This is a genomic window from Paenibacillus sp. CAA11 (assembly GCF_003060825.1).
GTDB lineage: Bacteria > Bacillota > Bacilli > Paenibacillales > Paenibacillaceae > Fontibacillus.
Window position 1 is genome coordinate 1,450,193 of the sequence record NZ_CP028922.1, and the last position, 22,391, is coordinate 1,472,583.

Here is a 22,391-nt window from a genome sequence, read left to right on the forward strand (position 1 = left end):
GGGTTGATTAGATCATGGAGAATACGATTTGTCCTTGGTGCCAAACCGAAATTGTGTGGGATGAAGAAATCGGTCCTGAAGAGGAATGCCCGCATTGTAATAATGAATTAAAAGGATATCGTACCATCAGTGTAACGATTGATTCCGAGGAGGAGGCTGAAGAGGAAGCAAGAGAAGAGGAAGCTTATTCATCATCTTCCTACTGGGATGAGGATGACGCTACAAATCTCAAAGTTGCCGGAGCTCTGGAGGCTTATCTTCCGGAGGGTACGGATTTGCTTGCCTATGAGTCAGCTGTTGAGAAAATTATGGATGCTCAGGATCAAGTTCCAGAGTGTCCGCACTGCCGGGAGTACATGTTGTTCACAGGAACTCAATCCGTTCAGGAACAGGGATTCAAGAGTGTAATTCCCGGTGGATTTAAGCTCCCGCTGTTGGATGCGCCCTTCAAGATGAATGTGTATGTCTGCTCATCCTGTTTTCATGTCAGCAGCTTCTTGTCCGAGGATGACCGTCTGCGCTTAGTTCACCGGGCACAACAGCTTCACGAGCGGTCCTAATCATGATTCCCCTTCAAGTGGGACATTCTAATTCAGAGATGTCGCAACTTGGAGGGGGCTTTTTTTTGGCTAGAAAGGCTGTTTTGAATCATCAATCCATCCTGCTGCTGATCGTTAACGGGCTTTTTGTGCTTGCCGGAGCCTTGTCGGGAACCTTTTTAAATGTTTATTTGTGGCGGACACGGCCGGACTTTGCCATGATCGGATGGTTTACCTTCAGTCAGCAGCTTGCTTTAGGATTAACCTTTTGGCTGGCCGGTAAATGGGTGAAGGAAAAGGACAAGATGATCTTCCTCAGACTCGGTATTTTGGTATCAGGGGTGTTCTATTTGCTTGTGCTGTGGGCTGGACCGGCAACAGTTCATTTAATTTGGCCGCTCGGGCTACTGTTTGGGATTGGTTCGGGACTGTTCTGGCTTGCCTTTAATGTGGTTTATTTCGAGGTGACGGATGTTGGCACGCGGGACTTGTTCAACGGCTGGGTAGGTATTCTTGGTTCGGTCATTGGCTTGTTTGGACCTTGGGCCTCAGGATGGATCTTATCCAGTATGAAGGATGTGCACGGGTATAGGGTAATCTTTATAGCTTCTTTAGTGATCTATACGTTAGGTGTACTGCTTAGTCTTAAACTGAAGAAGCGCAAACGTGAAGGCTCCTACGACTGGAAGCTGCCGCTGACCTTGTTCCGCAGAGGCAATCCGTGGAGGCAGGCGGGTACAGCCTCTATGGCTCATGGAATTCGGGAAGGTGTTTTCTCTTTTCTTCTGAATCTGCTCGTATTTATAAGCACCTCTAAGGAGTGGAGATTGGGGCAATTCTCCTTTGCTGTTTCCTTCGTATCCCTCATCACCTTTTGGCTGGCCGGAAAATTTTTCAAACAGAAATACAGATATTATGGGATGTTGATTGGGGCGATCTGCCTCCTGCTGACAGGTATACCTCTGCTATGGAAGGTGAATTACGGAACATTGCTTACGCTTGGGATCGGTTCGGCATTTTTTATGCCGCTTTATCTGCTGCCGATGATCTCTTCCGTATTTGATTTGATCGGTAAGAGCGATGAGGATGTGGAGAACCGTGTTGAACTGGTCGTTGTGAGGGAGCTGAGTATGATGGTCGGAAGGCTGCTCGGCACGCTGCTGTTTATTCTGTGCTTAGGCTTCCGTCCTCAAATGCAGGCGCTCACTTGGTTGATGTTCCTTGTAGGGGCATCACCGCTGCTTAGTTGGCTGTTTTTACGCAAGCTGCTTCGAAAGTTCAAGAGCCCCGCTATGCCCCAGAGAACTTCATAAGCATAACCCGTGTATAAGGACACGAAGTAAGCCCTGCCGCTATCAAAGCAGAGGGCTTATTGTCATATAAAGGCAATAAATTATGGGGATGGCTTGGAGGAACGCTGCAGGGAGAACAGTTCCAGATGAGGGTGTGGGTATCCCAAGATATCTTGTGTAATGCGTTCTGCTGCAATCATACTATATACAACCCCACTTCCTCCGTAGCCCTCGATAAAAAACACATGAGAAAACTTGGGATGCGCTCCGAATAGAGGCAATCCGTCATGGGTCTGTCCGAACACAGCTCCCCAAGCATAATCTGCCTGTACCTGCCCAGCTCCGGGAAACAGCTCGTTAAGCTCCTGAAGCAGCTTCTTGCTCTGATGCAGATGCCTCTGAGGGGACAACCCATTCCCACGCAGAGGCTCGTCAAATCCGCCGACAAGGACCCGGTTATCAGGAGTGGTGCGCAGATACAAATAAGGTCTTCGGGTTTCCCAAATTAGGCAGCGCTCATGCCAGCTCTCGAGAAACTTCACCGGTTCTGTTGCAATGGCGTAGGACTGGGTAAGATAGACCCCGCGATCTTTTTTGAATTGTTGAGTCTCATAGCCTGTGGCCATGATGACCTTTCGTGCTCGAATTCCAAGCTGACCGCTCTGGCACAGTACACCATCATCCATAAACCGCATTCCGGTAACCGGCGTGTGCTCATAAACTCTTGCTCCGCGCTTCACCGATTCCTGCAGGAGGGCATGGGTAAAGCGGAACGGATTCAGCTCCGCATCGCCTGAAGTGTAAATTGCCCCGGGCTTGGTAAAGGGAAATTTGCTAGCGATATCCGTCTGGCTCAGCCACTCAGCAGGGAAGCCGTGGCGCTGCAGCGTCATGAATTCTTCCCGAAGCATCTGTAAGTCCTCTGCCGTGCTTGCAAAATATAGGCTGCTGCGGGGGATGAAATCAGGCTCCTGCTCAAGATGGGGCTTAAGGCTTGCAGAGATTTCACGCAGCCGAGCGACCGCTTCTATGCTGGCACGATAAACTTCCACTGCGGAGGATTCTCCGAAGGTATGAATCATGGAGGTTAAGGTCTTATCGCTGGAATACTGGATAAGCCCGGTGTTTACCATGGAGCTTCCCCCGCCAACGCTTCCTTTCTCCAATATTGCTGGCTTTATTCCTTGTAATGTTAGCAAATAAGCACAAATAGCTCCGCTCATTCCGCCTCCAACAATCAAGATGTCACATTCAAGCGGGCTTGCCAAAGAGGGATATTGGGGCGTGCTGGGCAGTGTATGCTGCCAATAATAAGTGCCTTGGTGAAGATCCATAAGGCTAAAGCTCTTCCTTTCCCTTAGCAGGATGTTAAAAAAATGTGGCAGGTTATGAACATCACATAATCAAGTGCGAACAGGACATACTACGTAATGCCAATATGCAGAAAAAGGAGGAGATTTCATGAACAACCACCAAATGCAGCCTTTGTCGGTAAAGGAACTAGAATATATATCAGATTCTATCTCCAATGAAGATATGCAAATCAAGCTGTGCTCCGCTGCAGCGATATCTTCACAGACCCCCGCCATTCAACAGGCGTGTATGCAGTATGTTCGCATCCATGAACAGCATTTGCAGAGACTTGCGGATTCCATTCGTCAGCATGAAGCTTTGGCTCCGTCCCATATGCAGTAAAACTAAAATTAGGGGAGGCTCTAACATTGAATAGCCCATCTGGATCATTATTGCCCGAGAAGGACTTGTTAAACACCATTCTTGCTGATCTTCGGCGAACCGTTCGGGAATACTCGACGGCTGTAACAGAATCGGCTTGTCCTGCGGTAAGACAGATGTTCACTGAATTAACCGATAGTTCGCTTCGCTTGCAGGGTGATCTCTATCAGCTGATGGCGAGCCATCAAATGTATAATGCTCCTGTAAAGGCTCCTCGCGATGAAGTGAGCAAGAGAGCACAGTCTGCAAGAAAAACTCAAGAAGATGCATATCGATTTGTACAACAGCGATTAGGTACGACGAACCCGTATATGGGGGCGGCGGTTCATCAGCAGTCAGTTCAGCATGCGCCTCATCAGGGCTCATTTTATAGCTAACCCATTATAGGGCCTAACGAAGTCAATGAAGTCAGCCCTTTTCGAACACCGTCTATCCTTAAGCGTACACAGAGGATGGGCGGTTTTTATTTGCAGAATAAATAATTTAATGTAATATAGGTATAAAACTTAAGCTGGCGCTGGAGGTGCTCTATGAAAGAAGTGAGCGAACTGAAGAGAAAGGTGCTGGATCTCCTGAGAGAGGATGCCAGATATACGCCGGAGCTGCTGGCAACCATGCTGGGAGTTACTGCAGAGGAAGTAAAGAAGGCGATAGCTGAGCTTGAAGAGGACCATATCATTGTAAAGTATGCGACAGCCATTAATGAAAGCAAACTGGATGATGAGAAAGTAACCTCTCTCATTGAGGTACAAATCACACCTGAGCGCGGGCGGGGATTTGACGCGATTGCTGAGCGGGTTTACTTGTTCCCTCAGGTGAAATCCGTATATCTTATGTCCGGTGCCTATGATCTTCTTGTTGAAGTGGAAGGCCGTAATCTGAAGGAGGTAGCGAGCTTTGTTTCTGACAAATTGTCTACCTTAGAGTCGGTTCTTTCAACCAAAACGCACTTTATTCTTAAAAAATATAAACAGGACGGAGTTATCTTCGAAGATCATGAAGAGGATCACCGTCTGATGATTTCTCCGTAAAGGAAGTAGTAGAATATGAAGTCAAATGCTGATACTGAACTGCCCCAAGAAATCAAGACATCAATGCGTTCTTATCTGGCGCCTAGAGTGCAAGAGATTCAGCCCTCGGGAATCCGCAAGTTTTTTGACCTGGTGAGCGGAAATAAAGATATTATTACACTGGGTGTGGGCGAACCGGATTTCGTGACGCCATGGCATGTGAGAGAATCCTGTGTATATTCCCTGGAGCGGGGCTTCACCCGCTACACCTCTAATGCAGGTACCCCTGAGCTTAGAGAGGCTATTGCACAGTATTTGTACAACGCCTTTCAGGTTGCTTATGAACCTAAGGATGAGATTATCGTGACCGTAGGAGGCAGCGAGGCGATTGATCTAGCTCTGCGGGCTCTGATCGAGCCGGGAGATGAAATTCTTGTGCCAGAGCCGTGTTACATCTCCTATTCGCCAATTACGATGATCGGCGGAGGGATTCCCGTTGGAATCGAAACCTTTGCGAAGGATAATTTCAAGCTTAAGGCGGATCAGCTTGAGGCCAAAATTACGCCTAAATCCAAGGTGCTTGTTCTTAGCTATCCGAGCAATCCTACCGGTGGGATTATGACCTATGAGGACTGGCTCCCTATTGCCGAAGTCGTTAAGAAGCATGATTTAATAGTGATCTCGGATGAAATTTACGCCGAACTTACTTATGGTCAGACCCATGTGAGCTTCGCATCCCTCCCGGGAATGAAGGATCGTACCATTCTGGTGAGCGGATTCTCCAAAGCTTTTGCGATGACCGGCTGGAGAATGGGCTACGCCTGCGGTCATCCGGATCTGATATCGGCGATGCTTAAGATTCATCAATATACCGTAATGTGTGCGCCAGCTATGGGGCAGGTTGCTGCTCTGGAGGCTCTAACCAACGGCCTGGAGGAAAAGGACCGGATGGTGGATTCCTACAACCAGCGCCGCCGTCTGGTGGTACAGGGGCTTAGAGATATTGGACTTGATTGCCATGAGCCGCAGGGCGCGTTCTATGCCTTCCCAAGTATTCAATCCACTGGGTTGACTTCTGAGGAATTTGCTCAGAGACTGCTGATGGAAGGGAAAGTTGCGGCGGTTCCCGGAGATGTGTTCGGACTCGGAGGTGAGGGATATCTACGATGCTCCTATGCAACATCGGTAGCACAGCTTAACGAGGCAATTCATCGGATTGGCGAGTTTGTCCATCGTCTGAAGCAAGGCTGATCGGCCTGACTTGAATTCATCCCATTTTCTTTAACATATTTTTCTTTTTTTAATTGATAATTGGATGGTGGACATGTTATAATTTGTCTTCGGAAGAGATGGAAGAGTTGGATAAGAGATTAGGGTGAGCCGCCTTAATGCTTTTTTATTCATCTTAAGAATAACTGTCCCGTTCAGGTTATGATCGGTAGACCGTTTTACTTGCCAAGGAGGGATCACCCGTGAGTTGTGAGGAATATAATTTGCCTTTTTATTTCGGAGGATTTGTTGCCGAAGACCGTGAGGATTGGTCGTCGACTCAACATTATGCAGCCGCGGATGGAGCTCACAGTCTTTCCTTGGAAGACGAAATTCGTCTGTTACGGACGAAGATGGAACAAATGTTTGTGAAGGAGAAGTCCTTCACTTCAGATATTGTAATTGAGATTAGTACTTTGCTGGATTTGAAGATTAATGAATACATGAAGAGAAAGCAGAGGCAGCTCTAAGAAGTTTGTCCTTCGGAAGATTCCCATGGGGAGTCTTCTTTTTTGTTTGTTCAAGGCTGGCCTGGTAGGATAGTGGGTTTAAGCAAGGACAGAATATGGTATTATGGTTCAGTGCGTGTTTACAGTGCGTGTACTGTGAATGAAAAGTTCTTGATGAAGGGATTGTCCTCGAATGAAGGTATATACTCGAACAGGCGATCAGGGAATCACATCGGTCATTGGGGGTAGGGTAAGTAAAGATGATATCCGGGTCGAGGCTTACGGTACGATTGATGAGCTGAATAGCTTTGTAGGCCAGGCTGCATGCCTTGCTAACGATGAGCAATTTGGGGATCTTAAGCAGCATTTGCTGCACATTCAGCACGAACTGTTCGATTGTGGATCGGATCTTGCCTTTGTAAATCCTGGCCAAGGTGCCGCTGTCTATAAGACAAATGCTGATATGGTGCAGCGTTTGGAAGCTTGGATGGATGAATATGAGAAAGAGAATCCTGCGATTGAGCGTTTTATATTGCCGGGAGGAACACCTCTCTCCTCAGCTCTTCACGTTTGCCGTACCGTATGCAGACGAGCAGAACGCAGAACTGTGACGCTGGGAAATGTAGCGGAAATTAATTCGGAGGTGCTTCGATATATGAACCGCTTATCGGATTTTCTGTTCGTGGCCGCCAGAATGGCGAATGTGAGACAAGGCTGTCCGGATGTGGAATATGAACGGAGCGGGAGGGTGTTCAAGTAATTATGATGAATGAGTACTATCCTCCAATTACTTATATCGTGCCACCGGAGGAAGATGGATACCTGCTCAAAACCATACTCCAGAAGAGGCTCCGCGTATCCCGGAAATTGCTGTCCAGGCTGAAATTAACGGAGCACGGTATTATGCTGAACGGTGAACGTGTCTATATCAGTGTTAAAGTCCGGCCGGGGGATGTCGTATCCATCCAGCTTGAGCAGGAGATATCTGAAGATATATTGCCGCAGCCTATGGATTTGGATATCCTGTATGAGGATGAAGCGCTGCTTATTCTTAATAAGCGGGCAGGGGTTATTGTTCACCCTACTCATGGCCACTATACGGGAACTTTGGCTAACGGCGTGGTTCACTATTGGGCGGAGCAAGGAGTCCGGTACAGATTTCGGCCCGTGCACCGACTCGATCAGGAGACAAGCGGGGTGCTGGCTGTGGCTAAGAATGCCTATGTCCATCAGCACATCTCTGAACAGATGATTGCCGGCCAAGTTGACAAGAAATATGCTGCAATTGTTCATGGCAGACCCACCCCCTCAGAAGGCACTGTGGATGGTCCTATTGACCGGGACCCTGCTGAGCCGCATAGGCGGATCGTAACGCCTTCAGGGTATCCGGCTCTTACGTATTATAAGGTTGTCGAAAAATATCATCAGGGCTCAATGGTGCATCTCAAGCTGGGCAGCGGACGGACGCATCAAATTCGTGTCCATATGACTTGGATGGGATGCCCGTTGATCGGTGACAAGTTGTATAGTCAGGCGGGAAGGGGAGAAGACGAAGCCCGGGAGCTGCAGTCAGCTGGGAAGCTGGACGAGCTGATTGACCGGCAAGCTCTTCATGCCAGGGAATTAGGATTTGTCCATCCGCTCACAGGCGAATACATGTTGTTCACAGCCCCGCTTCCCGAAGATATGGAAGAGCTGAGGGATGCTCTAAGGAGTCAGTCTTTTTTGAGCCATAAAAATGATCAGATAGGAGATAAAGCATGAGTAAACTGGTTGTCTATCAATATCCAAAGTGCAGCACTTGCCGCAATGCGGTGAAATGGCTTCAAGCTGCAGGTCATGAACTGGAGTTAAGGCATATTGTCGAAACACCGCCAACACCGGAAGAGCTGAATGATCTTGTGACGAAGAGCGGCCTGGAGTTAAAAAAGTTCTTCAACACCAGCGGGGAAGCCTATAAGTCGCTCGGGCTTAAGGACAAGCTGGCTGATTATACAAGAGAAGAACAGCTCAAACTGCTGGCTTCCAACGGTATGCTGATTAAGCGTCCGATTGTAACAGACGGTGAGAAGGTAACAGTGGGCTTCAAAGAGGACAACTACCAGGCGGCCTGGAGTTAATCAGCAGCTTTAGGGGATTGCAGGAAGCAGGAGCTGCTCTTTTACCTCTATGCTATACTGAAACAGATGACTTCATTATCCGATAAAATAAGAGATGAACATGATATAAGGAGAGAGAGCTTTGACGGATGGCAACAGAGAGACTTTACTGCTAGTGGATGGGATGGCTTTAATGTTCCGGGCTTATTATGCCACCTCTGCCAGTGGCTATATCCGGCGCACCAAGGCAGGTCTTCCCACGAATGCCATATACGGATTTATGCGTTATTTCTGGGATGCGGTGGAGACCTTCGGCCCTTCGCATGTGGCTTGCTGCTGGGATCTTGGAAGCAAGACCTTCCGAAAGGAGCAATTCCCGGCTTATAAAGGGAACCGTTCTGAGGCTCCGGATGAGCTAATCCCGCAGTTTACAGTGATTCGCGATGTCATGGAGAGCCTTGGAATTCCGAATATAAGCGCGGTCGGATTTGAGGCCGATGATTGCATCGGCACATTGGCTTCCAGATATAGCGGGGAGATGCGGGTGCTGGTACTGACCGGAGATCATGATATGCTGCAGCTTGTGGACGAGCACACCAGCGTTATCATCATGAAGAAAGGTCATGGCAATTACATGGTATATACCCCTGAATCTCTGATGGAAGAGAAGCAGCTGACCCCCAAGCAGATTATTGACCTCAAGGGACTTATGGGGGATCCCAGTGATAACTATCCCGGGGTTCGCGGAATTGGGGAGAAGACAGCGCTCAAGCTGGTGCAGGAATTCAGGGATGTGGAAGGGATATTGGCAAACCTTGATAAGCTGACGAAGGGCGTACGTAACAAGATTGAGAGTGATCTGGAAATGCTTCACCTGTCCAGGCAGCTGGCTTCAATACGCCGTGATGTAGAGCTCGTATGCGATATGAATGCTTGTCGTCTCGAACTGAATCACCCTGTAGTAGCGGCAAAATTTGAGGAGCTGGAAATGAAAAGTATTTGTACCTGGATGGGAGTGGCAGTCGGTTCATGAGCGTATGGCATAATGCGGGGAAATTAAAGGTATTTGCACTATTATTAACAGTTATAGTCATGCTGACAGCTGTTGATCCGGGCGGCGTTGCAGTTGCGGCGCAGCCTAAAATTCAAAACGGAGTTAAGAAGGTGAAGGCAGCTGGACGGACCTTTACGGTTCAGACGGTTCATATCCCCAAGGGAACGCCCGTAACAGCAGGTCTTGCGAAGGGACAGGTCGGGAAGACGGAGTCTCTGGCTGGGATTGCCAAACGCTATCATGCGCAGGCAGCGATTAACGGAACGTTCTTCTCGGCATATGGAGGACCGACAGACCCTTATGGAACGCTTATTCTTAATGGCCGCACAGCCTATATCAGTCGTTACGGGACGGTCATTGGGTTTCTGAAGGATGGAACGGTGCTGATGGATACGCTCCGAATGTCTCTGAGAGGCACAGTAACGGCAACAGACGGGAAATCAACCGGCTGGTATGCGACGTGGATGAATCGGACACCGGAGAAGACTGCGAACACCATTGTCTTATTGACTCCTGATCGTGGAGCTAATGTAGGTTTTAGTGGAGGCATTGCCGTAACCGTTAAGGAGGGGACGGTTAGCAGTAAATCTGTAAATTCCAATGCAGCCATTCCGAAGAACGGGTATGTTATTGTATTTGTAGGCAGCGAGAAAAAGCTTGCGGATCGCTTTGCCGTAGGCAGCACAGTAGACTATAGCCTCAGCTATAGTGATGATAAGAACCGCGAGCTGCCCGCTTGGAGTAATGTGGTGACTGCACTCGGAGCTGGACCAAGGCTGGTGAAGGACAGCAAGGTGGCGCTGAATGCGAAGGCGGAAGGCTTTAATGATCCTAAAATTCTCTCAGCCTCTGCCACAAGAAGCGGCATAGCTATAATGCAGGATGGCTCGATCATGCTGGCGACCGTAAAGGGAGCAACCATGTCTCAGTGGGCTGCAATTATGAAAGCCATGGGAGCTAAGCAGGCAATGAACCTGGATGGCGGAGCCTCTTCCGGCTTGTATGCAGGGGGGAAGCTGCTAACCTCTCCCGGACGTCTTCTCAGCAACGCTTTGGTTTTTGGCGCTGGTGTAAAGTAAATAGTCTGATTAATAGAACATAGAAGGCCGAACCCCTCCAGGGGTTCGGCCTTCTATGTTCTACAGACCTAAGTTTCATACAGAACTTGTCCGGACAAAGTCAGATCGTATCCCTGCAGGGCTGCAAGCTCTGACTGAAAGGCATCCGAGCGAATGACCCCCAGCAATGAAGGAATCCACTTTGTGCTTTGCGGGGTCTTCAGAACAACAAGATCATAGCGTTCTTCGATCAGAGGGATAAAATCAACCTCTCCCGCCAGCCTTGCAGTCTTTTCTGTACCGACCCCGACATCGGCCGTTCCGGAGGAAATGCGGCTGGCCACTCCCATATGGCTGGTTTCCTCGCGTTCATATCCCTGGAGGCTATGGCGGTCAATATGATGAATTCTAAGCTGTTCATCCAGCAGTACTCGGGCTCCAGACCCTTTCTCGCGGTTAGCAAGAACCAGACCAGGCTTCTCTAAATCCCGCCAGCTGAGAAGGGATTTGGGATTACCGGCCTGCACATACAAGCCCGCCTTCCGTTTAAGCAGATTGATTACCATATAATCATAGCCGGTTAATAGCTTGCTGATATAAGGGAGATTATACTCCCCGCTCTCTGCATCAAGCAGGTGGGTACTGGCAATATCGCTTTGCCCTTGAATGAGGGAAATTAGTCCTGCTATGCTTCCAGCATAAGAGCGCAGCGGCCGGTAGGCCGGATTCTCTCTCTCCAAGTATCTGGCGAGCAGATCCAGGCTGATCTCCTGGCCGGTGATCACAAGTGATCCTGAGCCTGAGGCTGCAGGAGAGCCGGTATGCGGTAAATCAACAGATGCCGCCTGCTCGGAAGAACTTCCTGCTGCCGTCATGCTGGAGCGTTTATAGCTTTCTAGATCCGCTGCATCGATGCGCATTTGTTTACCTACACGATACGAGGGCAAGAGTCCTTTCTTTATCAAATCATAGATGGTTAGCTTCGAAACCTTGAGCAGCTTGGCTACTTCTTCGGTTGTATAAGAATGATCGGTCATTCTGTTTCTCCTTCGTCACTAAATAGATATATCTAATTATAACTAATTATATCTAAATAGAACTAATTGTAATATAATAATATTGGATTATACATAGCTAGGAGGCAATCGTTTTGAAAAAAACAAAACTTGTATGTGTATTATTTATCGTATCGGCAATGCTCATGCTATTGCTGGCTGGCTGCGGCAAGGATTCAGCTAATAAGGAGTCAGCTAGCAATGAGACTAATAAGCCTTCGGCACCTGCAACAAGTCAAGTGGAACTGACAATCTCAGCGGCAGCAAGCTTGAAGGACAGCATGGAGCAGCTAAGTGAAACTTATGAGAAATCCCATACAGATGTTCATCTTGTTTTCAATTACGGAGCATCAGGATCGCTTCAAAAGCAGATCGAGCAGGGAGCGCCTGCAGATATCTTCATCTCAGCAGGCAATAAACAGATGCAAGCTTTGGTTGACCAAGGGCTGATCGAAGCGAAGGATTCATCAGTGCTGCTGAGAAATGAGCTTGTACTGATTGTGCCTAAGTCCTCGTCCCAAACGCCAGCAACACTTGACGATCTGAAGGGAGAGTCAACCAAGCTCATTGCCATGGGAGACCCAGATGCCGTTCCGGCAGGCAATTACACTAAGGAATCCCTTGAATCTAACAAACTTTGGGACACGCTAAAACCTAAAATGGTCTTTGCCAAGGACGTGAGACAGGTGCTCACCTATGTAGAGACAGGAAATGCGGATGCCGGATTTGTATACAAAAGCGATGCGATGATCTCGGACAAGGTTAAGACCGCTTTCGTGGTTGATGCCTCTGCCCACAAGCCGATTGAATACCCTATTGGCCTGCTAAAAGCCAGCAAAGAGCAAGAGGCTGCTCAAAGCTTCATTAAGTTCCTGGAAAGCGCAGAGGCGCTAGAGGTGTTCACTAAGTTCGGCTTTAGCACTGTGTCATGAATCAAAGCTTATCCCAAGAGGAGTTCTGGACACCGGTAATCCTCTCGGTTAAGGTATCCATCCTGTCAGCGATTATTGCATTCATACTTGCGCTTGCCGCTGCTTTATTTATGAACAGTCGCCGCTTTGTCGGAAGGACTGCACTAGAGACTATATTTATGCTGCCGCTAGTGCTTCCACCGACCGTTGTTGGCTTTTTGCTGCTGGTCAGCTTCGGAAGGCGTTCTATCATTGGCAAGATGTATGAGTCGATGTTTCATATGCCGATTGTATTTACTTGGGGGGCTGCTGTCATAGCGGCCTCCGCTGTTGCCTTTCCTCTTGCGTATCAGACGATCAAGACGGGTCTCGCCTCGCTGGATAAGGACCTGCTCAGTGCAGGTCGATCTCTCGGCGCTTCAGAGTGGCAGCTGCTTAGGTATGTGATAGCTCCGCTGGTCAAACGCTCGCTGGTAACGGCCTTTATTCTGGCCTTTGCACGCAGCCTTGGCGAATTCGGAGCTACACTCATGCTAGCAGGCAATATCCCTGGCCGGACACAAACACTGCCGACGGCAATATATATGGCCTCCGAGTCTGGCGATATGACTCAGGTATGGCTATGGACCGGACTTATGGTATTCATCTCTTTCCTGCTCTTGACTGTCGCCGGTCCTCATACGCGGCGTTCCGAGTAGAGAGATTAGTCGGTAAAGTGCGGCTCACCGAGGACCTGGTTCAAAAAGCTGCGCAGCTCCGTGCCTTCTTCCGAATTCAGGTTGAAGACGGCTTCTAGGTAGCCTTCTTCCTCAAGATCATCGCTTCCGAGAATAGCCGTCTTTCCGCTTTGCAGATCAAGCACTAGCTTCTTGCCGTAGAACCGATTGGTAGTCGTAACAGCCAGGTCAAACCGCTTCAGGGAAGGGCCGATAAAGGTCACAAATCTTGTGGAAGTTTGTTCTGTGCTGTCGCTCAGGAAGTCCAGATCTGTATCGGAATGGTTGCTCATGATAATGCCTCCTTGAGGTAGTTGTACAGAGATAAGTTCTTTACCAGTCATTATATCCGAATATATAAGCCTAAGGGAAATACCCTATCCGTTGACTCGTTTGGAAAATATGGTATTATATACATCAACAGGATATACATTAGAGGAAGCACCTCTCTTGCTTTAGCAGGAGAGGTGCTTTTTTGTATGTGCTGATCTTATCGGAGGTGTTAAGTCATGCGAATTGTATTTCTGAACAGTTTGGAGAAGCGGGTAGAAGGGGAGCTGACCAGCAGCAGTCAGGTCTGGATTGGAGAGGAGCAGGGACTCTGGCGAATAGGCTGGGACGAGATGGGGGACCAGGAATCTCCTCTTTGGTACGAGGGGGACTCCTGGTCAGAAATGCTGCACATTTACCGGCACAGGCTGGCCGCCAAGCTGGCGGAGGGTTTTCGGCCTGTCATCGAAGGCATATTTCATGAAGGCGAGGCGCAGGGTAGCGGCCGTACACTTGCAGCTCAGAAGCTGATTTGTTACAGCGAGCTTCACGCAAATGAAGAGCTGTATAATGAGTTATGCGCTTGGCGGCGCAGACGCGCAGCACAAGAGCGCAAGGCCCCTTATTTAATTGCCAGCAACCGTCTGCTGCGGATGATCAGCGCCTTTGTGCCGAAGACTTCTGCAGAGCTGCTTCAGCTTCCGGGAGTGGGAGAAGGAAAGTCAGCGGAGTATGGTGCAGATCTGCTAAACATTACCGAGGGGGCAAGCCGAACTCACGATTTTCCCCTTACATGGGTATTCTCCGTTATTGACCAAGAAGTCTTTCTCTCCTGGCAGTACAAACAGAAGGAAGCTAAATATCGCCAGGAGATTGAGAAATTTAATCTGCGCCGCTCCCTGATGGAAGGCGTACAAGAAGGACTGAGCTTGGAGCAGCTGTCTCTTCGTACAGAGCTTGACCGCAGAGAAGTGTTGGAAATGCTTGAAGTACTGGGAAAGGAGGGGCACAGCTTGGAGCCGCTTGTTGCTCTGGAGCTTGCTGACACATCTGAAGCAGAACAGAATCGTGTATGGGAAGCGTACCAGAAGCTTGGCGATGAATACTTAAAGCCGGTTCTGCAGCATGTGTATGGTCCAGAGCGAATTGCGGCTGAAGGAGAGAAGCTGGAGCGATTATATGAGCTGCTGCGGCTGATACGTCTTCGCTATCGCAGCCAGCCTGATTCAAGGGCTGTTCGGAGCGCTGGCTAAGGACAAATAAAGGACGAAAGCCTTCGCTTCTTGGGGAAGCTTCATGGCTCTCGTCCTTTATGATCAGATCCAGTCTTTTTTGCGGAACAGGTAGAACATTCCCAGGCCCATGACCGTCATAATTCCAATTACAATGAAATATCCATACTTTGTATGCAGCTCCGGCATATTGTCGAAGTTCATACCATAGATACCCGTAATGAGGGTCAGCGGGATGAAGATGGTCGTAATTGCGGTGAAGACGCGCATGATTTCATTCGCACGGTTCGCAATACTTGACTGATAAGCTTCTCGTAAGTTTCCCATCAGTTCCCGAAAAGTATCAAAGTTTTCGGAAATTTTAACGGCATTTTCATAGATGTCGCTAAAATATTTCTGCAGCTGATCATCAATGAGCCGCAGATCTTTTTTGTTCAGAATATTAATAACTTCCTTCTGCGGGCCTAGCATCTTCTTGAGCCACAGAATTTCACTCCGCAAACCAATAATTTCGTTCAGGTGTGAGCGCTTGGTATGGACAAGGATATCCTCTTCCAGCTTTTCAATCTTATCTTCGATTCGGTCACCGACCAAGAAATAATTATCTACGACCAGGTCGATGAGCAGGTACAGGAAGCGATCGGGTTCGCTGACCTCCTGCTCCCAAAGAATGGGTTTGATGGCTCGCAGCTCATTAAGTTTCTGACGGGTTAGAGTAATTATAAAATGACGGCCTAGGAATACATTGAGCGCACGGAGGAAAATTTCCTCATCATCAAATCGAATACTATTCACTACAATAAAATAATGATTATCATAAATTTCAATCTTCGGCCGCTGATCTTCTTCGCTCAAGCAGTCTTCTACTGCCAGATCATGCAAAGAGAAGAGCGGCTGTAATACGGCTAAATCATCCACATCCGCATCAATCCAGTAGAAGCCTTCGGATGGCGCATTCAGTGTGAGTTCAACATCTTCTACCGGGGTAAAGACCCCTGCGTTTACATGCCGGATTTTCATCTGGTTTCACTCCTTTGCCTGTCCGAGGACAGGGCTATGCTCTTAGGAAAGCACAGGGGAAACCCAGCAGCCTCCGGTCTTTGCTGCTACTGTAACCTATTGTAAGCAAGGATGCACCGTAGAACGAAAGAGTCCCCTGCCTTCGTCCCGAGCAAGCTGCTGAGATTTTCCCTGTGCTGTTGTATATCTGGGGACTTGCTCTGCGGACTAGAGTCGCCTTCCATTCTTAGTTTCACCTCGTTATGCTCAGTTTTAGACACCAGTATAGTATAACGCCGGATCCTGGCGGTTATCAAGATAAATTGGCAGCAGGGACGGCTTAAGTGGAGCAATAGATGGAACAATATATGGAAGGCGGTAAAGGATGGTGCAAATGCGGGTGGAAATTAGGCCCAGCGCTTGACGGGCAGATGCTCATGCTTTAAAGTATTGATTAAATCAAGATATAGGCTTTGTAATATTTAATCCTAATTTCATACAGCGAAATCTTATCAAGAGCAGGTGGAGGGACTAGCCCGATGATACCCGGCAACCGGCGAGCAATCGCACGGTGCTAATTCTTGCAGGACATTTAAGCGAAGTGCTCGCTTAAAGTCTCTGAGAGATGAGAGAGGCGCATATAAGTGTAATCAATGACCTTTCTCGATAGCTTCGGGAAGGGTCATTTTGTTATTTACACATGCCAACACTTGTTTGCAGGCCCTTTTCATACTGGATTTTCGCAAACTTTGCAAAGGAGTGAGCCCAGCTTGCCAATTAAGATTCCTGATCATTTGCCCGCCAAAGAAGTGCTGGTCGGCGAGAATATTTTTGTTATGGATGAGAGCAGAGCCTACAGGCAGGACATTCGCCCATTACGTATCGCCATCCTGAATTTGATGCCTACGAAAGAGACTACAGAATCCCAGCTTCTACGGTTGATCGGCAATACGCCGCTTCAGGTTGAGTTTACTCTGCTGCATCCAAGATCCCACATTTCCAAGAATACCTCGCAGGAGCATCTTGAGACGTTCTATAAGACGTTCGATGAAGTCAAGCACCGTCGTTATGACGGGATGATCATTACCGGGGCACCCGTTGAGCAGCTTGAGTTCGAGGAAGTAAACTACTGGAATGAAATTCAGGAGATCTTTAACTGGAGCAAGTCGCATGTCACCTCGACCATTCACATTTGCTGGGCCTCCCAGGCAGGGCTTTATCATCATTTTGGCGTGCCGAAGGTACCGCTTGAAGAAAAATGCTTCGGGGTGTTCTCCCATAGAGTCAACATCCCAAATACGAAGTTGCTTCGGGGATTTGACGAGCTGTTCTATGTTCCGCATTCCCGCCACACGGAGGTGCGGCGCGAAGATATCGAGAGGGTGCCTGAGCTGGATATTCTGGCAGAGTCGGAAGAGGCGGGCGTCTACCTGGTTGCAACCCGGGACGGCAAACAGATATTTGTTACAGGCCATGCGGAGTATGACCCACTGTCGCTCAAATGGGAATACGACCGGGATGCAGCCAAAGGGCTGGATGTTAAGCTTCCGCTTCATTATTATCCTAACGATGATCCGACGCAAACGCCTCCATCGGTATGGAGAGCACACGCAAACTTATTATTTTCCAATTGGCTAAATTATTATGTGTATCAAGAGACACCTTACGATATCGACGAGCTGGCTGAGTTCGTCTATGAAATATAGCGAGGAGATGGGCTTAACAATGGCAGAGGACAAACTTCGTATAGAGAGCAGATTGGCACAAATCGGTTCGGTCAGTGAGCCTGTTACAGGAGCGATAAATTATCCGATTTATCAGGCAACGGCGTTCAGGCATCCAAGACTAGGGCAGAGCACTGGCTTTGATTATGCTAGGACGAAGAGTCCTACGCGTACTATTCTGGAGGAGGCGGCCGCCGAGCTAGAATCGGGTGATGCAGGCTTTGCCTGCAGCTCAGGGATGGCTGCTTTGCAGATCGTCTTTACCTTATTCGCCTCGGGAGATCATCTGATTGTCTCACTGGATCTGTATGGGGGGACCTATCGCTTGCTGGAGAGAATTCTCTCGAAGTATGGAGTTACTGCTTCTTATGTGGATACGAATGATTTGGAGGCACTTGAAGCATCAAGACAGCCGAATACCAAGGCAGTATTCATAGAAACGCCGACCAATCCGCTTATGATGATCACAGATATAGCGGCAGTAAGCGCTTGGGCCAAGAAGCATGGGTTACTTACAATTGTAGATAACACCTTGCTTACTCCATTCTTTCAACGTCCGCTAGAGCTTGGAGCCGACATTGTTGTGCACAGTGCTACCAAGTATTTAGGCGGTCATAATGATGTGCTGGCAGGACTTATTGTCACCAAAGGCAAAGAGCTGTCGGAGGAGATTTTCTTCCTTCATAATTCTATCGGCTCGGTACTGAGTCCAACCGACAGCTACCAGCTAATGCGGGGAATGAAGACATTAGCTTTACGCATGGAGCGCCACCAGACTAACGCGCTTGCGGTATCGAATTATCTTAAGACACATCCGCAAATTGACAAAGTGTATTATCCGGGGCTGCCGGAGCATCCAGGCCACCAAGTTCAGAGCAAGCAGTCCTCCGGCAATACGGGAATCTTCTCCTTCAAGGTGACAGATGCCCGTTATGTCGAACCGATTTTGCGCAATTTGAAGCTGATCGCCTTTGCGGAGAGCTTGGGCGGGGTTGAATCGCTGATGACTTATCCTTCGGTACAGACGCATGCGGATATTCCTCTGGAGATTCGAGAGGCGATCGGGGTGGATGACCGGCTGCTGCGCTTCTCGGTAGGGATTGAGCATTCGGATGATATCATCGCTGATTTGGGTCAGGCGCTTGAGGCGGCTCGAATTGAAGTGGAACAAGGAGGCTGTGCTCATGGCTAAATCAATTCAAGAAGCTCTTGATCCGCTGAACGTACGGAATACGAAGCTGGATACCAAGCTGCTTCACTTTGGTGCTGAGGTGGATCAGGCTACAGGGGCCTCCAGCGTTCCGCTCTATCAAGCTTCAACCTTTCACCATGCGGATATTTTTAACCCGCCGCAATATGATTATTCCCGCTCAGGGAATCCAACCCGGCAGGCCTTGGAGGATTATATCGCCCTGCTTGAGGGCGGTGCCGCCGGATATGCCTTTCCAAGCGGAATGGCAGCCATTTCCACAGCGTTCATGCTATTCTCGGCCGGGGATCATCTGATCGTAACAGAGGATGTATATGGAGGTACATATCGGCTGCTGACAGGTATTCTAGGGCGGCTTGGAATTGAAGCTTCATTCGTTGACATGAGCCGGCCAGATGTTGTCAAGGCAGCCTTGAGACCCAACACTAAGGCGGTCTATATGGAGACCCCATCCAACCCGACATTGAAAATTACGGATATTGCCGGAATTTCAGCATGGTGTAAGCAGCAGGGGCTGCTGAGCATCGTCGATAACACATTTATGACACCTTACTACCAAAGACCGATCGAGTTAGGTGCAGATATTGTACTTCACAGCGCGACCAAATTTTTAGGCGGTCACAGCGATGTCCTGGCCGGGCTGGCAGTAACTGCAACGAAGGAGCTGGGCTCCGAGTTAAAGTATTTACAGAATGGGCTTGGCAGCGTACTGGGCGTGCAGGATTGCTGGCTGCTGATGCGAGGGATGAAGACCCTTGGAGCAAGAATGACGCATAGTGAAATCAGCTCCCGCCGCATAGCCGAGTGGTTGGAAGGTCGATCTGATATTCAGGCTGTTTATTACCCCGGGCTTTCCAGCCATCCGGACAGGGAAATTCATGCGAAGCAAGCCACAGGGTATGGTGCGGTAGTTTCCTTCGATGTCGGGTCTGGAGAACGCGCTAAGAAAGTTCTTAACCAGGTTAAGCTTCCACTTGTTGCCGTCAGTCTTGGCGCCGTGGAGAGCATCCTGTCCTACCCGGCTATGATGTCCCATGCAGCCATGCCTGCAGAGGTGAGAGCGGAGAGGGGCATCACGGACGGACTGCTGCGTTTCTCGGTAGGTTTGGAGGATGTGGAGGATTTGATGGCCGATTTGGATCAAGCGTTGGACCAGGAGTAAAGTACAATTTTATTAAAAAAATATTGTATTATTTTTCACGCACCTGCCTGTTCGGGTGCTTCTTTTCTGTTATGGAGTATGTTAGGATTGAAATATGAATGTACAAATTTTATGTGTATGCCCGAGCTTTTGTTAGGGGAAGGAAGGAGGCTGCTCTCGTGGTAGCTATTGATTCTATATTAGATAAAGCGCTCAGAGGAGAACGCTTGAACTTGGAAGATACGATCGCCTTGTTCGAATCCGATGAAATAGAGAAGATGGGCCATACGGCAAATATCTTGATGCAAAGAAAGAATCCGGATCCGATCACAACCTTTGTGATCGGACGTAATATCAACTACACCAATGTTTGTGACGTGTATTGCCGCTTCTGTGCATTCTATCGCAGACCAGGGTCTGATGAAGGATATGTGCTTCCAGATGAGGTGATCTTCCAGAAAATTCAGGAGACCATTGATGTGGGCGGTACGGAAATCTTAATGCAGGGCGGTACGAACCCTAACCTGCCATTCAGCTACTATACAGATTTACTGCGCAACATTAAGAAGAGATTTCCGGACATTACGATGCACTCGTTCTCACCAGCCGAGATTCAGAAGATGAAGGTAGTGTCGGATGGACTTTCGCTGGAAGAGGTAGTTCGGCAAATTCACGAGGCAGGTCTTGACTCTCTGCCAGGCGGCGGAGCGGAGATTCTGGATGACCGTACGCGCCGGAAGATCAGCCGCCTCAAAGGCTCCTGGACTGATTGGATGGATGTTATGAAGACAGCGCACCGGATCGGTATGAATACGACGGCTACCATGGTTATCGGGCTAGGAGAATCCATGGAGGAGCGTGCACTTCACTTACAGCGTGTTCGCGATGCACAAGATGAATGCATTCAGAACGGATACGATTCCGAGGGCTTCCTGGCGTTCATTCCGTGGACGTTCCAGCCGGATAATACGAATTTGAAGCAGGAGCGGCAAACTCCTGAGGCATATTTGAAGACTGTGGCGATCAGCCGTATTGTGCTGGACAACATCAAGCACCTCCAATCCTCTTGGGTAACTATGGGGCCAGAGGTTGGCAAGCTCTCCTTACAGTATGGCTGCGATGATTTCGGAAGCACAATGATTGAGGAGAACGTCGTGTCCTCTGCTGGAGCAACGCATAAGGTTAACATTGAATCCATCCTTACACTGATCCGTGAAGCAGGCAAAACTCCTGCACAGCGTAATACGAAATATGAAATTTTGCGTGTATTTGATGATGCCGATGTTAAGGTTGACCATGATTTCATCATGCAGAATTAACCTGAACTCATTTCTGATCTCTTATTGCTGCGTACCTGCTGATTATCAGGTATGCGGCTTTTTTGTTTGTGTTTTTTTAAATTATTCATTCTAGAAGGAACCAGCTCTTTCCGTCAGGGTCTTCGTATATCCGGCTTGCATGCACCATATACTTTGAGAAGGAACTGCGGAAGGGAGCTTGGTGCCATGGAATTGTTCGTCATTACGTCGTCGGTGGAGTCGGAACAAGCCGCAGAGCGTTTTTGTCTCAGGTTTCGTGCATTAGGTAATTTAAATCAAACGAGATCCGTTTTCCAAATCACATTTAAGGTTGAGGCCGAGCGGGTGACGGTTATTTGTGAGGGGGATGAATCTGTCTCCTTGTCTGGACGAGCCTTACTGGCTTTAAAGGCCCGTGCAGCTGATGCCGTTGGTGAGCATGTGGCTGAGCATAAGGAATCCATGATTGTTCAAAGACTGCTTCATAAGTATTATCCTGAGATTCCTCAAACTGAGCGTCCTGTTGTTGAGGAGCTTACTCGAAAAATGCTCAATGGAGAGGAAGCAGATCTTATTCATGGGCATAGAGCACGTGAAAAACATGTGGCTGAAATCTCCAAGGGATTTTATGAATATTTGCAAAGCACCTCTTATGTGGATGTTGATGGAACCATTGCTTTTCGAATGAGGGATTATCTGGATACGTTGAAGGAAACCTTGGATTATGCGGTGGACGAATATTTGCTTAGCAAGCAGTATGAAGAGTTCATTGGAATGCTGAAATATTTTGTTCAGTTCCAGGAGCCTCGAGTCCCTGTTATTCACTTGCTTCATAAGGGAGGAACCGAATTTGCTCTTCTGGATGAAGGCCTAAAGCCGGTAGAGCCTCTTCCGGGTCAAGGGGTGTCGGCTCATATGGCGGATCAGGAGCTGGAGATGGAGGACGTTGTTGTCAGCACGCTTATCTCCCTCTCTCCGAAGCGAGTAGTAATTCATACGCTTGAGCCAGAGCTTCTTATCATTTCGACCATCCGGCAGATTTTCGGGGAGCGGGCAGAGCTGGGCAAGGTGTTGCCCCCTCAAAATGCTTGACTCATGCGCTTAGCAGAGCTTATAATTACTGACATAATTCCTTAATGAACAGCGATGACAAAGATAAGAACCATGGATTTAGGAACCGTACAGAGAGAGGGAACCAGGCTGTAATTTCCTCCGGCGTCCGACTTGGTTTACCCCTTTGGAGCTGCGATTCCGAACATGCCAGTAAGAATCGCCGGTGCATCCCCGTTACTTGATGCTTAATGAAGGGCCTATCCCCTAGATGGATGGAA

Annotated in this window: 24 protein-coding genes, 1 riboswitch and 1 other annotated feature (1 of these 26 cut by a window edge); of the genes, 20 read left to right on the top strand and 4 right to left on the bottom strand. The window is 48.6% G+C overall.

What is annotated here, in order from left to right; translation table 11 throughout:
- Window positions 1-14: 14 nt before the first annotated feature.
- On the top strand, window positions 15-560 hold the full coding sequence (locus DCC85_RS06745) for a hypothetical protein (RefSeq protein WP_108464888.1): 546 nt from the start codon (window positions 15-17) through the stop codon (window positions 558-560).
- A gap of 65 nt (window positions 561-625) precedes the next feature.
- Window positions 626-1,852, top strand: a complete 1,227-nt coding sequence (locus tag DCC85_RS06750) for an MFS transporter (RefSeq protein ID WP_234414374.1) — start codon at window positions 626-628, stop codon at window positions 1,850-1,852.
- Window positions 1,853-1,932: 80 nt separating this feature from the next.
- On the opposite strand, the gene DCC85_RS06755 is transcribed toward DCC85_RS06750, so the two are convergent.
- Window positions 1,933-3,165: an NAD(P)/FAD-dependent oxidoreductase gene (locus DCC85_RS06755; protein ID WP_108464889.1), complete on the bottom strand. Its 1,233-nt coding sequence runs from the start codon at window positions 3,163-3,165 to the stop codon at window positions 1,933-1,935.
- A gap of 127 nt (window positions 3,166-3,292) precedes the next feature.
- Between DCC85_RS06755 and DCC85_RS06760 the strand changes: the two genes are divergently transcribed.
- The 10 genes from DCC85_RS06760 to DCC85_RS06805 all read left to right on the top strand — a co-directional run bounded on the left by DCC85_RS06760 (window position 3,293) and on the right by DCC85_RS06805 (window position 10,525).
- Window positions 3,293-3,526 carry a hypothetical protein gene (locus tag DCC85_RS06760; RefSeq protein ID WP_108464890.1) on the top strand — a complete coding sequence of 78 codons (234 nt, stop codon included), beginning with the start codon at window positions 3,293-3,295 and terminating at the stop codon, window positions 3,524-3,526.
- A gap of 26 nt (window positions 3,527-3,552) precedes the next feature.
- On the top strand, window positions 3,553-3,942 hold the full coding sequence (locus DCC85_RS06765) for a spore coat protein (protein WP_108464891.1): 390 nt from the start codon (window positions 3,553-3,555) through the stop codon (window positions 3,940-3,942).
- A 153-nt stretch (window positions 3,943-4,095) separates the two neighbouring features.
- Entirely contained in the window at window positions 4,096-4,596 is a 501-nt protein-coding gene (locus DCC85_RS06770; RefSeq protein ID WP_108464892.1) for an Lrp/AsnC family transcriptional regulator, read from the top strand.
- Window positions 4,597-4,611: 15 nt separating this feature from the next.
- On the top strand, window positions 4,612-5,826 hold the full coding sequence (locus DCC85_RS06775; RefSeq protein WP_108464893.1) for an aminotransferase class I/II-fold pyridoxal phosphate-dependent enzyme: 1,215 nt from the start codon (window positions 4,612-4,614) through the stop codon (window positions 5,824-5,826).
- Between the two features lie 221 nt (window positions 5,827-6,047).
- Window positions 6,048-6,314 carry an aspartyl-phosphate phosphatase Spo0E family protein gene (locus tag DCC85_RS06780; protein WP_108464894.1) on the top strand — a complete coding sequence of 89 codons (267 nt, stop codon included), beginning with the start codon at window positions 6,048-6,050 and terminating at the stop codon, window positions 6,312-6,314.
- A gap of 172 nt (window positions 6,315-6,486) precedes the next feature.
- Complete coding sequence (locus DCC85_RS06785) at window positions 6,487-7,053, top strand: cob(I)yrinic acid a,c-diamide adenosyltransferase (protein WP_108464895.1); 567 nt, start codon at window positions 6,487-6,489, stop codon at window positions 7,051-7,053.
- A 5-nt stretch (window positions 7,054-7,058) separates the two neighbouring features.
- A complete protein-coding gene (locus DCC85_RS06790; protein ID WP_199910011.1) occupies window positions 7,059-8,057 on the top strand; it encodes an RluA family pseudouridine synthase in 999 nt (332 codons plus the stop codon).
- Complete coding sequence (locus DCC85_RS06795; protein ID WP_108464897.1) at window positions 8,054-8,413, top strand: arsenate reductase family protein; 360 nt, start codon at window positions 8,054-8,056, stop codon at window positions 8,411-8,413. Before DCC85_RS06790 ends, DCC85_RS06795 begins: the two co-directional genes overlap by 4 nt.
- A gap of 121 nt (window positions 8,414-8,534) precedes the next feature.
- Window positions 8,535-9,425 carry a 5'-3' exonuclease gene (locus DCC85_RS06800; RefSeq protein WP_108464898.1) on the top strand — a complete coding sequence of 297 codons (891 nt, stop codon included), beginning with the start codon at window positions 8,535-8,537 and terminating at the stop codon, window positions 9,423-9,425.
- Window positions 9,422-10,525, top strand: a complete 1,104-nt coding sequence (locus DCC85_RS06805; RefSeq protein ID WP_108464899.1) for a phosphodiester glycosidase family protein — start codon at window positions 9,422-9,424, stop codon at window positions 10,523-10,525. Before DCC85_RS06800 ends, DCC85_RS06805 begins: the two co-directional genes overlap by 4 nt.
- Before the next feature lie 68 nt (window positions 10,526-10,593).
- On the opposite strand, the gene DCC85_RS06810 is transcribed toward DCC85_RS06805, so the two are convergent.
- A complete protein-coding gene (locus tag DCC85_RS06810; protein WP_108464900.1) occupies window positions 10,594-11,541 on the bottom strand; it encodes a helix-turn-helix transcriptional regulator in 948 nt (315 codons plus the stop codon).
- A 113-nt stretch (window positions 11,542-11,654) separates the two neighbouring features.
- Here DCC85_RS06810 and modA point away from each other — a divergent pair, with 113 nt between their 5' ends.
- Both modA and modB read left to right on the top strand, forming a co-directional pair.
- Complete coding sequence (gene modA, locus DCC85_RS06815; protein WP_234414375.1) at window positions 11,655-12,491, top strand: molybdate ABC transporter substrate-binding protein; 837 nt, start codon at window positions 11,655-11,657, stop codon at window positions 12,489-12,491.
- Window positions 12,488-13,168: a molybdate ABC transporter permease subunit gene (gene modB, locus DCC85_RS06820; protein WP_108464901.1), complete on the top strand. Its 681-nt coding sequence runs from the start codon at window positions 12,488-12,490 to the stop codon at window positions 13,166-13,168. The genes modA and modB overlap by 4 nt, the downstream gene beginning before the upstream one ends.
- 5 nt (window positions 13,169-13,173) lie before the next feature.
- Here the strand turns inward: modB and DCC85_RS06825 are convergent, their stop codons facing one another.
- The gene (locus DCC85_RS06825; protein WP_108464902.1) at window positions 13,174-13,479 is read right to left on the bottom strand and encodes a DUF3055 domain-containing protein; all 306 of its coding nucleotides are present in this window, start codon (window positions 13,477-13,479) and stop codon (window positions 13,174-13,176) included.
- Between the two features lie 216 nt (window positions 13,480-13,695).
- Here DCC85_RS06825 and DCC85_RS06830 point away from each other — a divergent pair, with 216 nt between their 5' ends.
- On the top strand, window positions 13,696-14,709 hold the full coding sequence (locus tag DCC85_RS06830) for an HRDC domain-containing protein (protein WP_108464903.1): 1,014 nt from the start codon (window positions 13,696-13,698) through the stop codon (window positions 14,707-14,709).
- A gap of 63 nt (window positions 14,710-14,772) precedes the next feature.
- Here the strand turns inward: DCC85_RS06830 and corA are convergent, their stop codons facing one another.
- Complete coding sequence (corA, locus tag DCC85_RS06835) at window positions 14,773-15,708, bottom strand: magnesium/cobalt transporter CorA (RefSeq protein WP_108464904.1); 936 nt, start codon at window positions 15,706-15,708, stop codon at window positions 14,773-14,775.
- Window positions 15,709-16,193: 485 nt separating this feature from the next.
- Window positions 16,194-16,319, top strand: a riboswitch (SAM riboswitch).
- Between the two features lie 138 nt (window positions 16,320-16,457).
- Between corA and metA the strand changes: the two genes are divergently transcribed.
- The 5 genes from metA to DCC85_RS06860 all read left to right on the top strand — a co-directional run bounded on the left by metA (window position 16,458) and on the right by DCC85_RS06860 (window position 22,152).
- The gene (metA, locus tag DCC85_RS06840) at window positions 16,458-17,393 is read left to right on the top strand and encodes a homoserine O-acetyltransferase MetA (RefSeq protein WP_108464905.1); all 936 of its coding nucleotides are present in this window, start codon (window positions 16,458-16,460) and stop codon (window positions 17,391-17,393) included.
- 19 nt (window positions 17,394-17,412) lie between these two features.
- The gene (locus DCC85_RS06845) at window positions 17,413-18,603 is read left to right on the top strand and encodes an aminotransferase class I/II-fold pyridoxal phosphate-dependent enzyme (protein WP_108464906.1); all 1,191 of its coding nucleotides are present in this window, start codon (window positions 17,413-17,415) and stop codon (window positions 18,601-18,603) included.
- Complete coding sequence (locus DCC85_RS06850; RefSeq protein WP_108464907.1) at window positions 18,596-19,783, top strand: trans-sulfuration enzyme family protein; 1,188 nt, start codon at window positions 18,596-18,598, stop codon at window positions 19,781-19,783. The genes DCC85_RS06845 and DCC85_RS06850 overlap by 8 nt, the downstream gene beginning before the upstream one ends.
- A gap of 158 nt (window positions 19,784-19,941) precedes the next feature.
- Window positions 19,942-21,081, top strand: coding sequence for a cyclic dehypoxanthinyl futalosine synthase (gene mqnC, locus DCC85_RS06855; protein WP_108464908.1), 1,140 nt, complete (start codon window positions 19,942-19,944; stop codon window positions 21,079-21,081).
- A gap of 186 nt (window positions 21,082-21,267) precedes the next feature.
- Window positions 21,268-22,152 (top strand): putative sporulation protein YtxC, encoded by an 885-nt coding sequence (locus DCC85_RS06860; RefSeq protein WP_159081806.1) that lies wholly within the window; start codon window positions 21,268-21,270, stop codon window positions 22,150-22,152.
- A gap of 45 nt (window positions 22,153-22,197) precedes the next feature.
- Window positions 22,198-22,391 (top strand) — a binding site (T-box leader) (it continues 44 nt past the right edge of the window).

What these genes read in the sequence shown, in the direction of transcription:
- DCC85_RS06830 (WP_108464903.1), top strand. Translation starts at nt 13,696, where the DNA reads ATGCGAATTGTATTTCTGAACAGTTTGGAGAAGCGGGTAGAAGGGGAG.
- DCC85_RS06850 (WP_108464907.1), top strand. Translation starts at nt 18,596, where the DNA reads ATGGCTAAATCAATTCAAGAAGCTCTTGATCCGCTGAACGTACGGAAT.
- corA (WP_108464904.1), bottom strand. Translation starts at nt 15,708, where the DNA reads ATGAAAATCCGGCATGTAAACGCAGGGGTCTTTACCCCGGTAGAAGAT.
- DCC85_RS06860 (WP_159081806.1), top strand. Translation starts at nt 21,268, where the DNA reads ATGGAATTGTTCGTCATTACGTCGTCGGTGGAGTCGGAACAAGCCGCA.
- DCC85_RS06775 (WP_108464893.1), top strand. Translation starts at nt 4,612, where the DNA reads ATGAAGTCAAATGCTGATACTGAACTGCCCCAAGAAATCAAGACATCA.
- DCC85_RS06795 (WP_108464897.1), top strand. Translation starts at nt 8,054, where the DNA reads ATGAGTAAACTGGTTGTCTATCAATATCCAAAGTGCAGCACTTGCCGC.
- DCC85_RS06790 (WP_199910011.1), top strand. Translation starts at nt 7,059, where the DNA reads ATGAATGAGTACTATCCTCCAATTACTTATATCGTGCCACCGGAGGAA.
- DCC85_RS06845 (WP_108464906.1), top strand. Translation starts at nt 17,413, where the DNA reads ATGGCAGAGGACAAACTTCGTATAGAGAGCAGATTGGCACAAATCGGT.
- DCC85_RS06760 (WP_108464890.1), top strand. Translation starts at nt 3,293, where the DNA reads ATGAACAACCACCAAATGCAGCCTTTGTCGGTAAAGGAACTAGAATAT.
- DCC85_RS06805 (WP_108464899.1), top strand. Translation starts at nt 9,422, where the DNA reads ATGAGCGTATGGCATAATGCGGGGAAATTAAAGGTATTTGCACTATTA.
- DCC85_RS06825 (WP_108464902.1), bottom strand. Translation starts at nt 13,479, where the DNA reads ATGAGCAACCATTCCGATACAGATCTGGACTTCCTGAGCGACAGCACA.
- DCC85_RS06785 (WP_108464895.1), top strand. Translation starts at nt 6,487, where the DNA reads ATGAAGGTATATACTCGAACAGGCGATCAGGGAATCACATCGGTCATT.
- DCC85_RS06745 (WP_108464888.1), top strand. Translation starts at nt 15, where the DNA reads ATGGAGAATACGATTTGTCCTTGGTGCCAAACCGAAATTGTGTGGGAT.
- DCC85_RS06755 (WP_108464889.1), bottom strand. Translation starts at nt 3,165, where the DNA reads ATGGATCTTCACCAAGGCACTTATTATTGGCAGCATACACTGCCCAGC.
- DCC85_RS06810 (WP_108464900.1), bottom strand. Translation starts at nt 11,541, where the DNA reads ATGACCGATCATTCTTATACAACCGAAGAAGTAGCCAAGCTGCTCAAG.
- modB (WP_108464901.1), top strand. Translation starts at nt 12,488, where the DNA reads ATGAATCAAAGCTTATCCCAAGAGGAGTTCTGGACACCGGTAATCCTC.
- DCC85_RS06770 (WP_108464892.1), top strand. Translation starts at nt 4,096, where the DNA reads ATGAAAGAAGTGAGCGAACTGAAGAGAAAGGTGCTGGATCTCCTGAGA.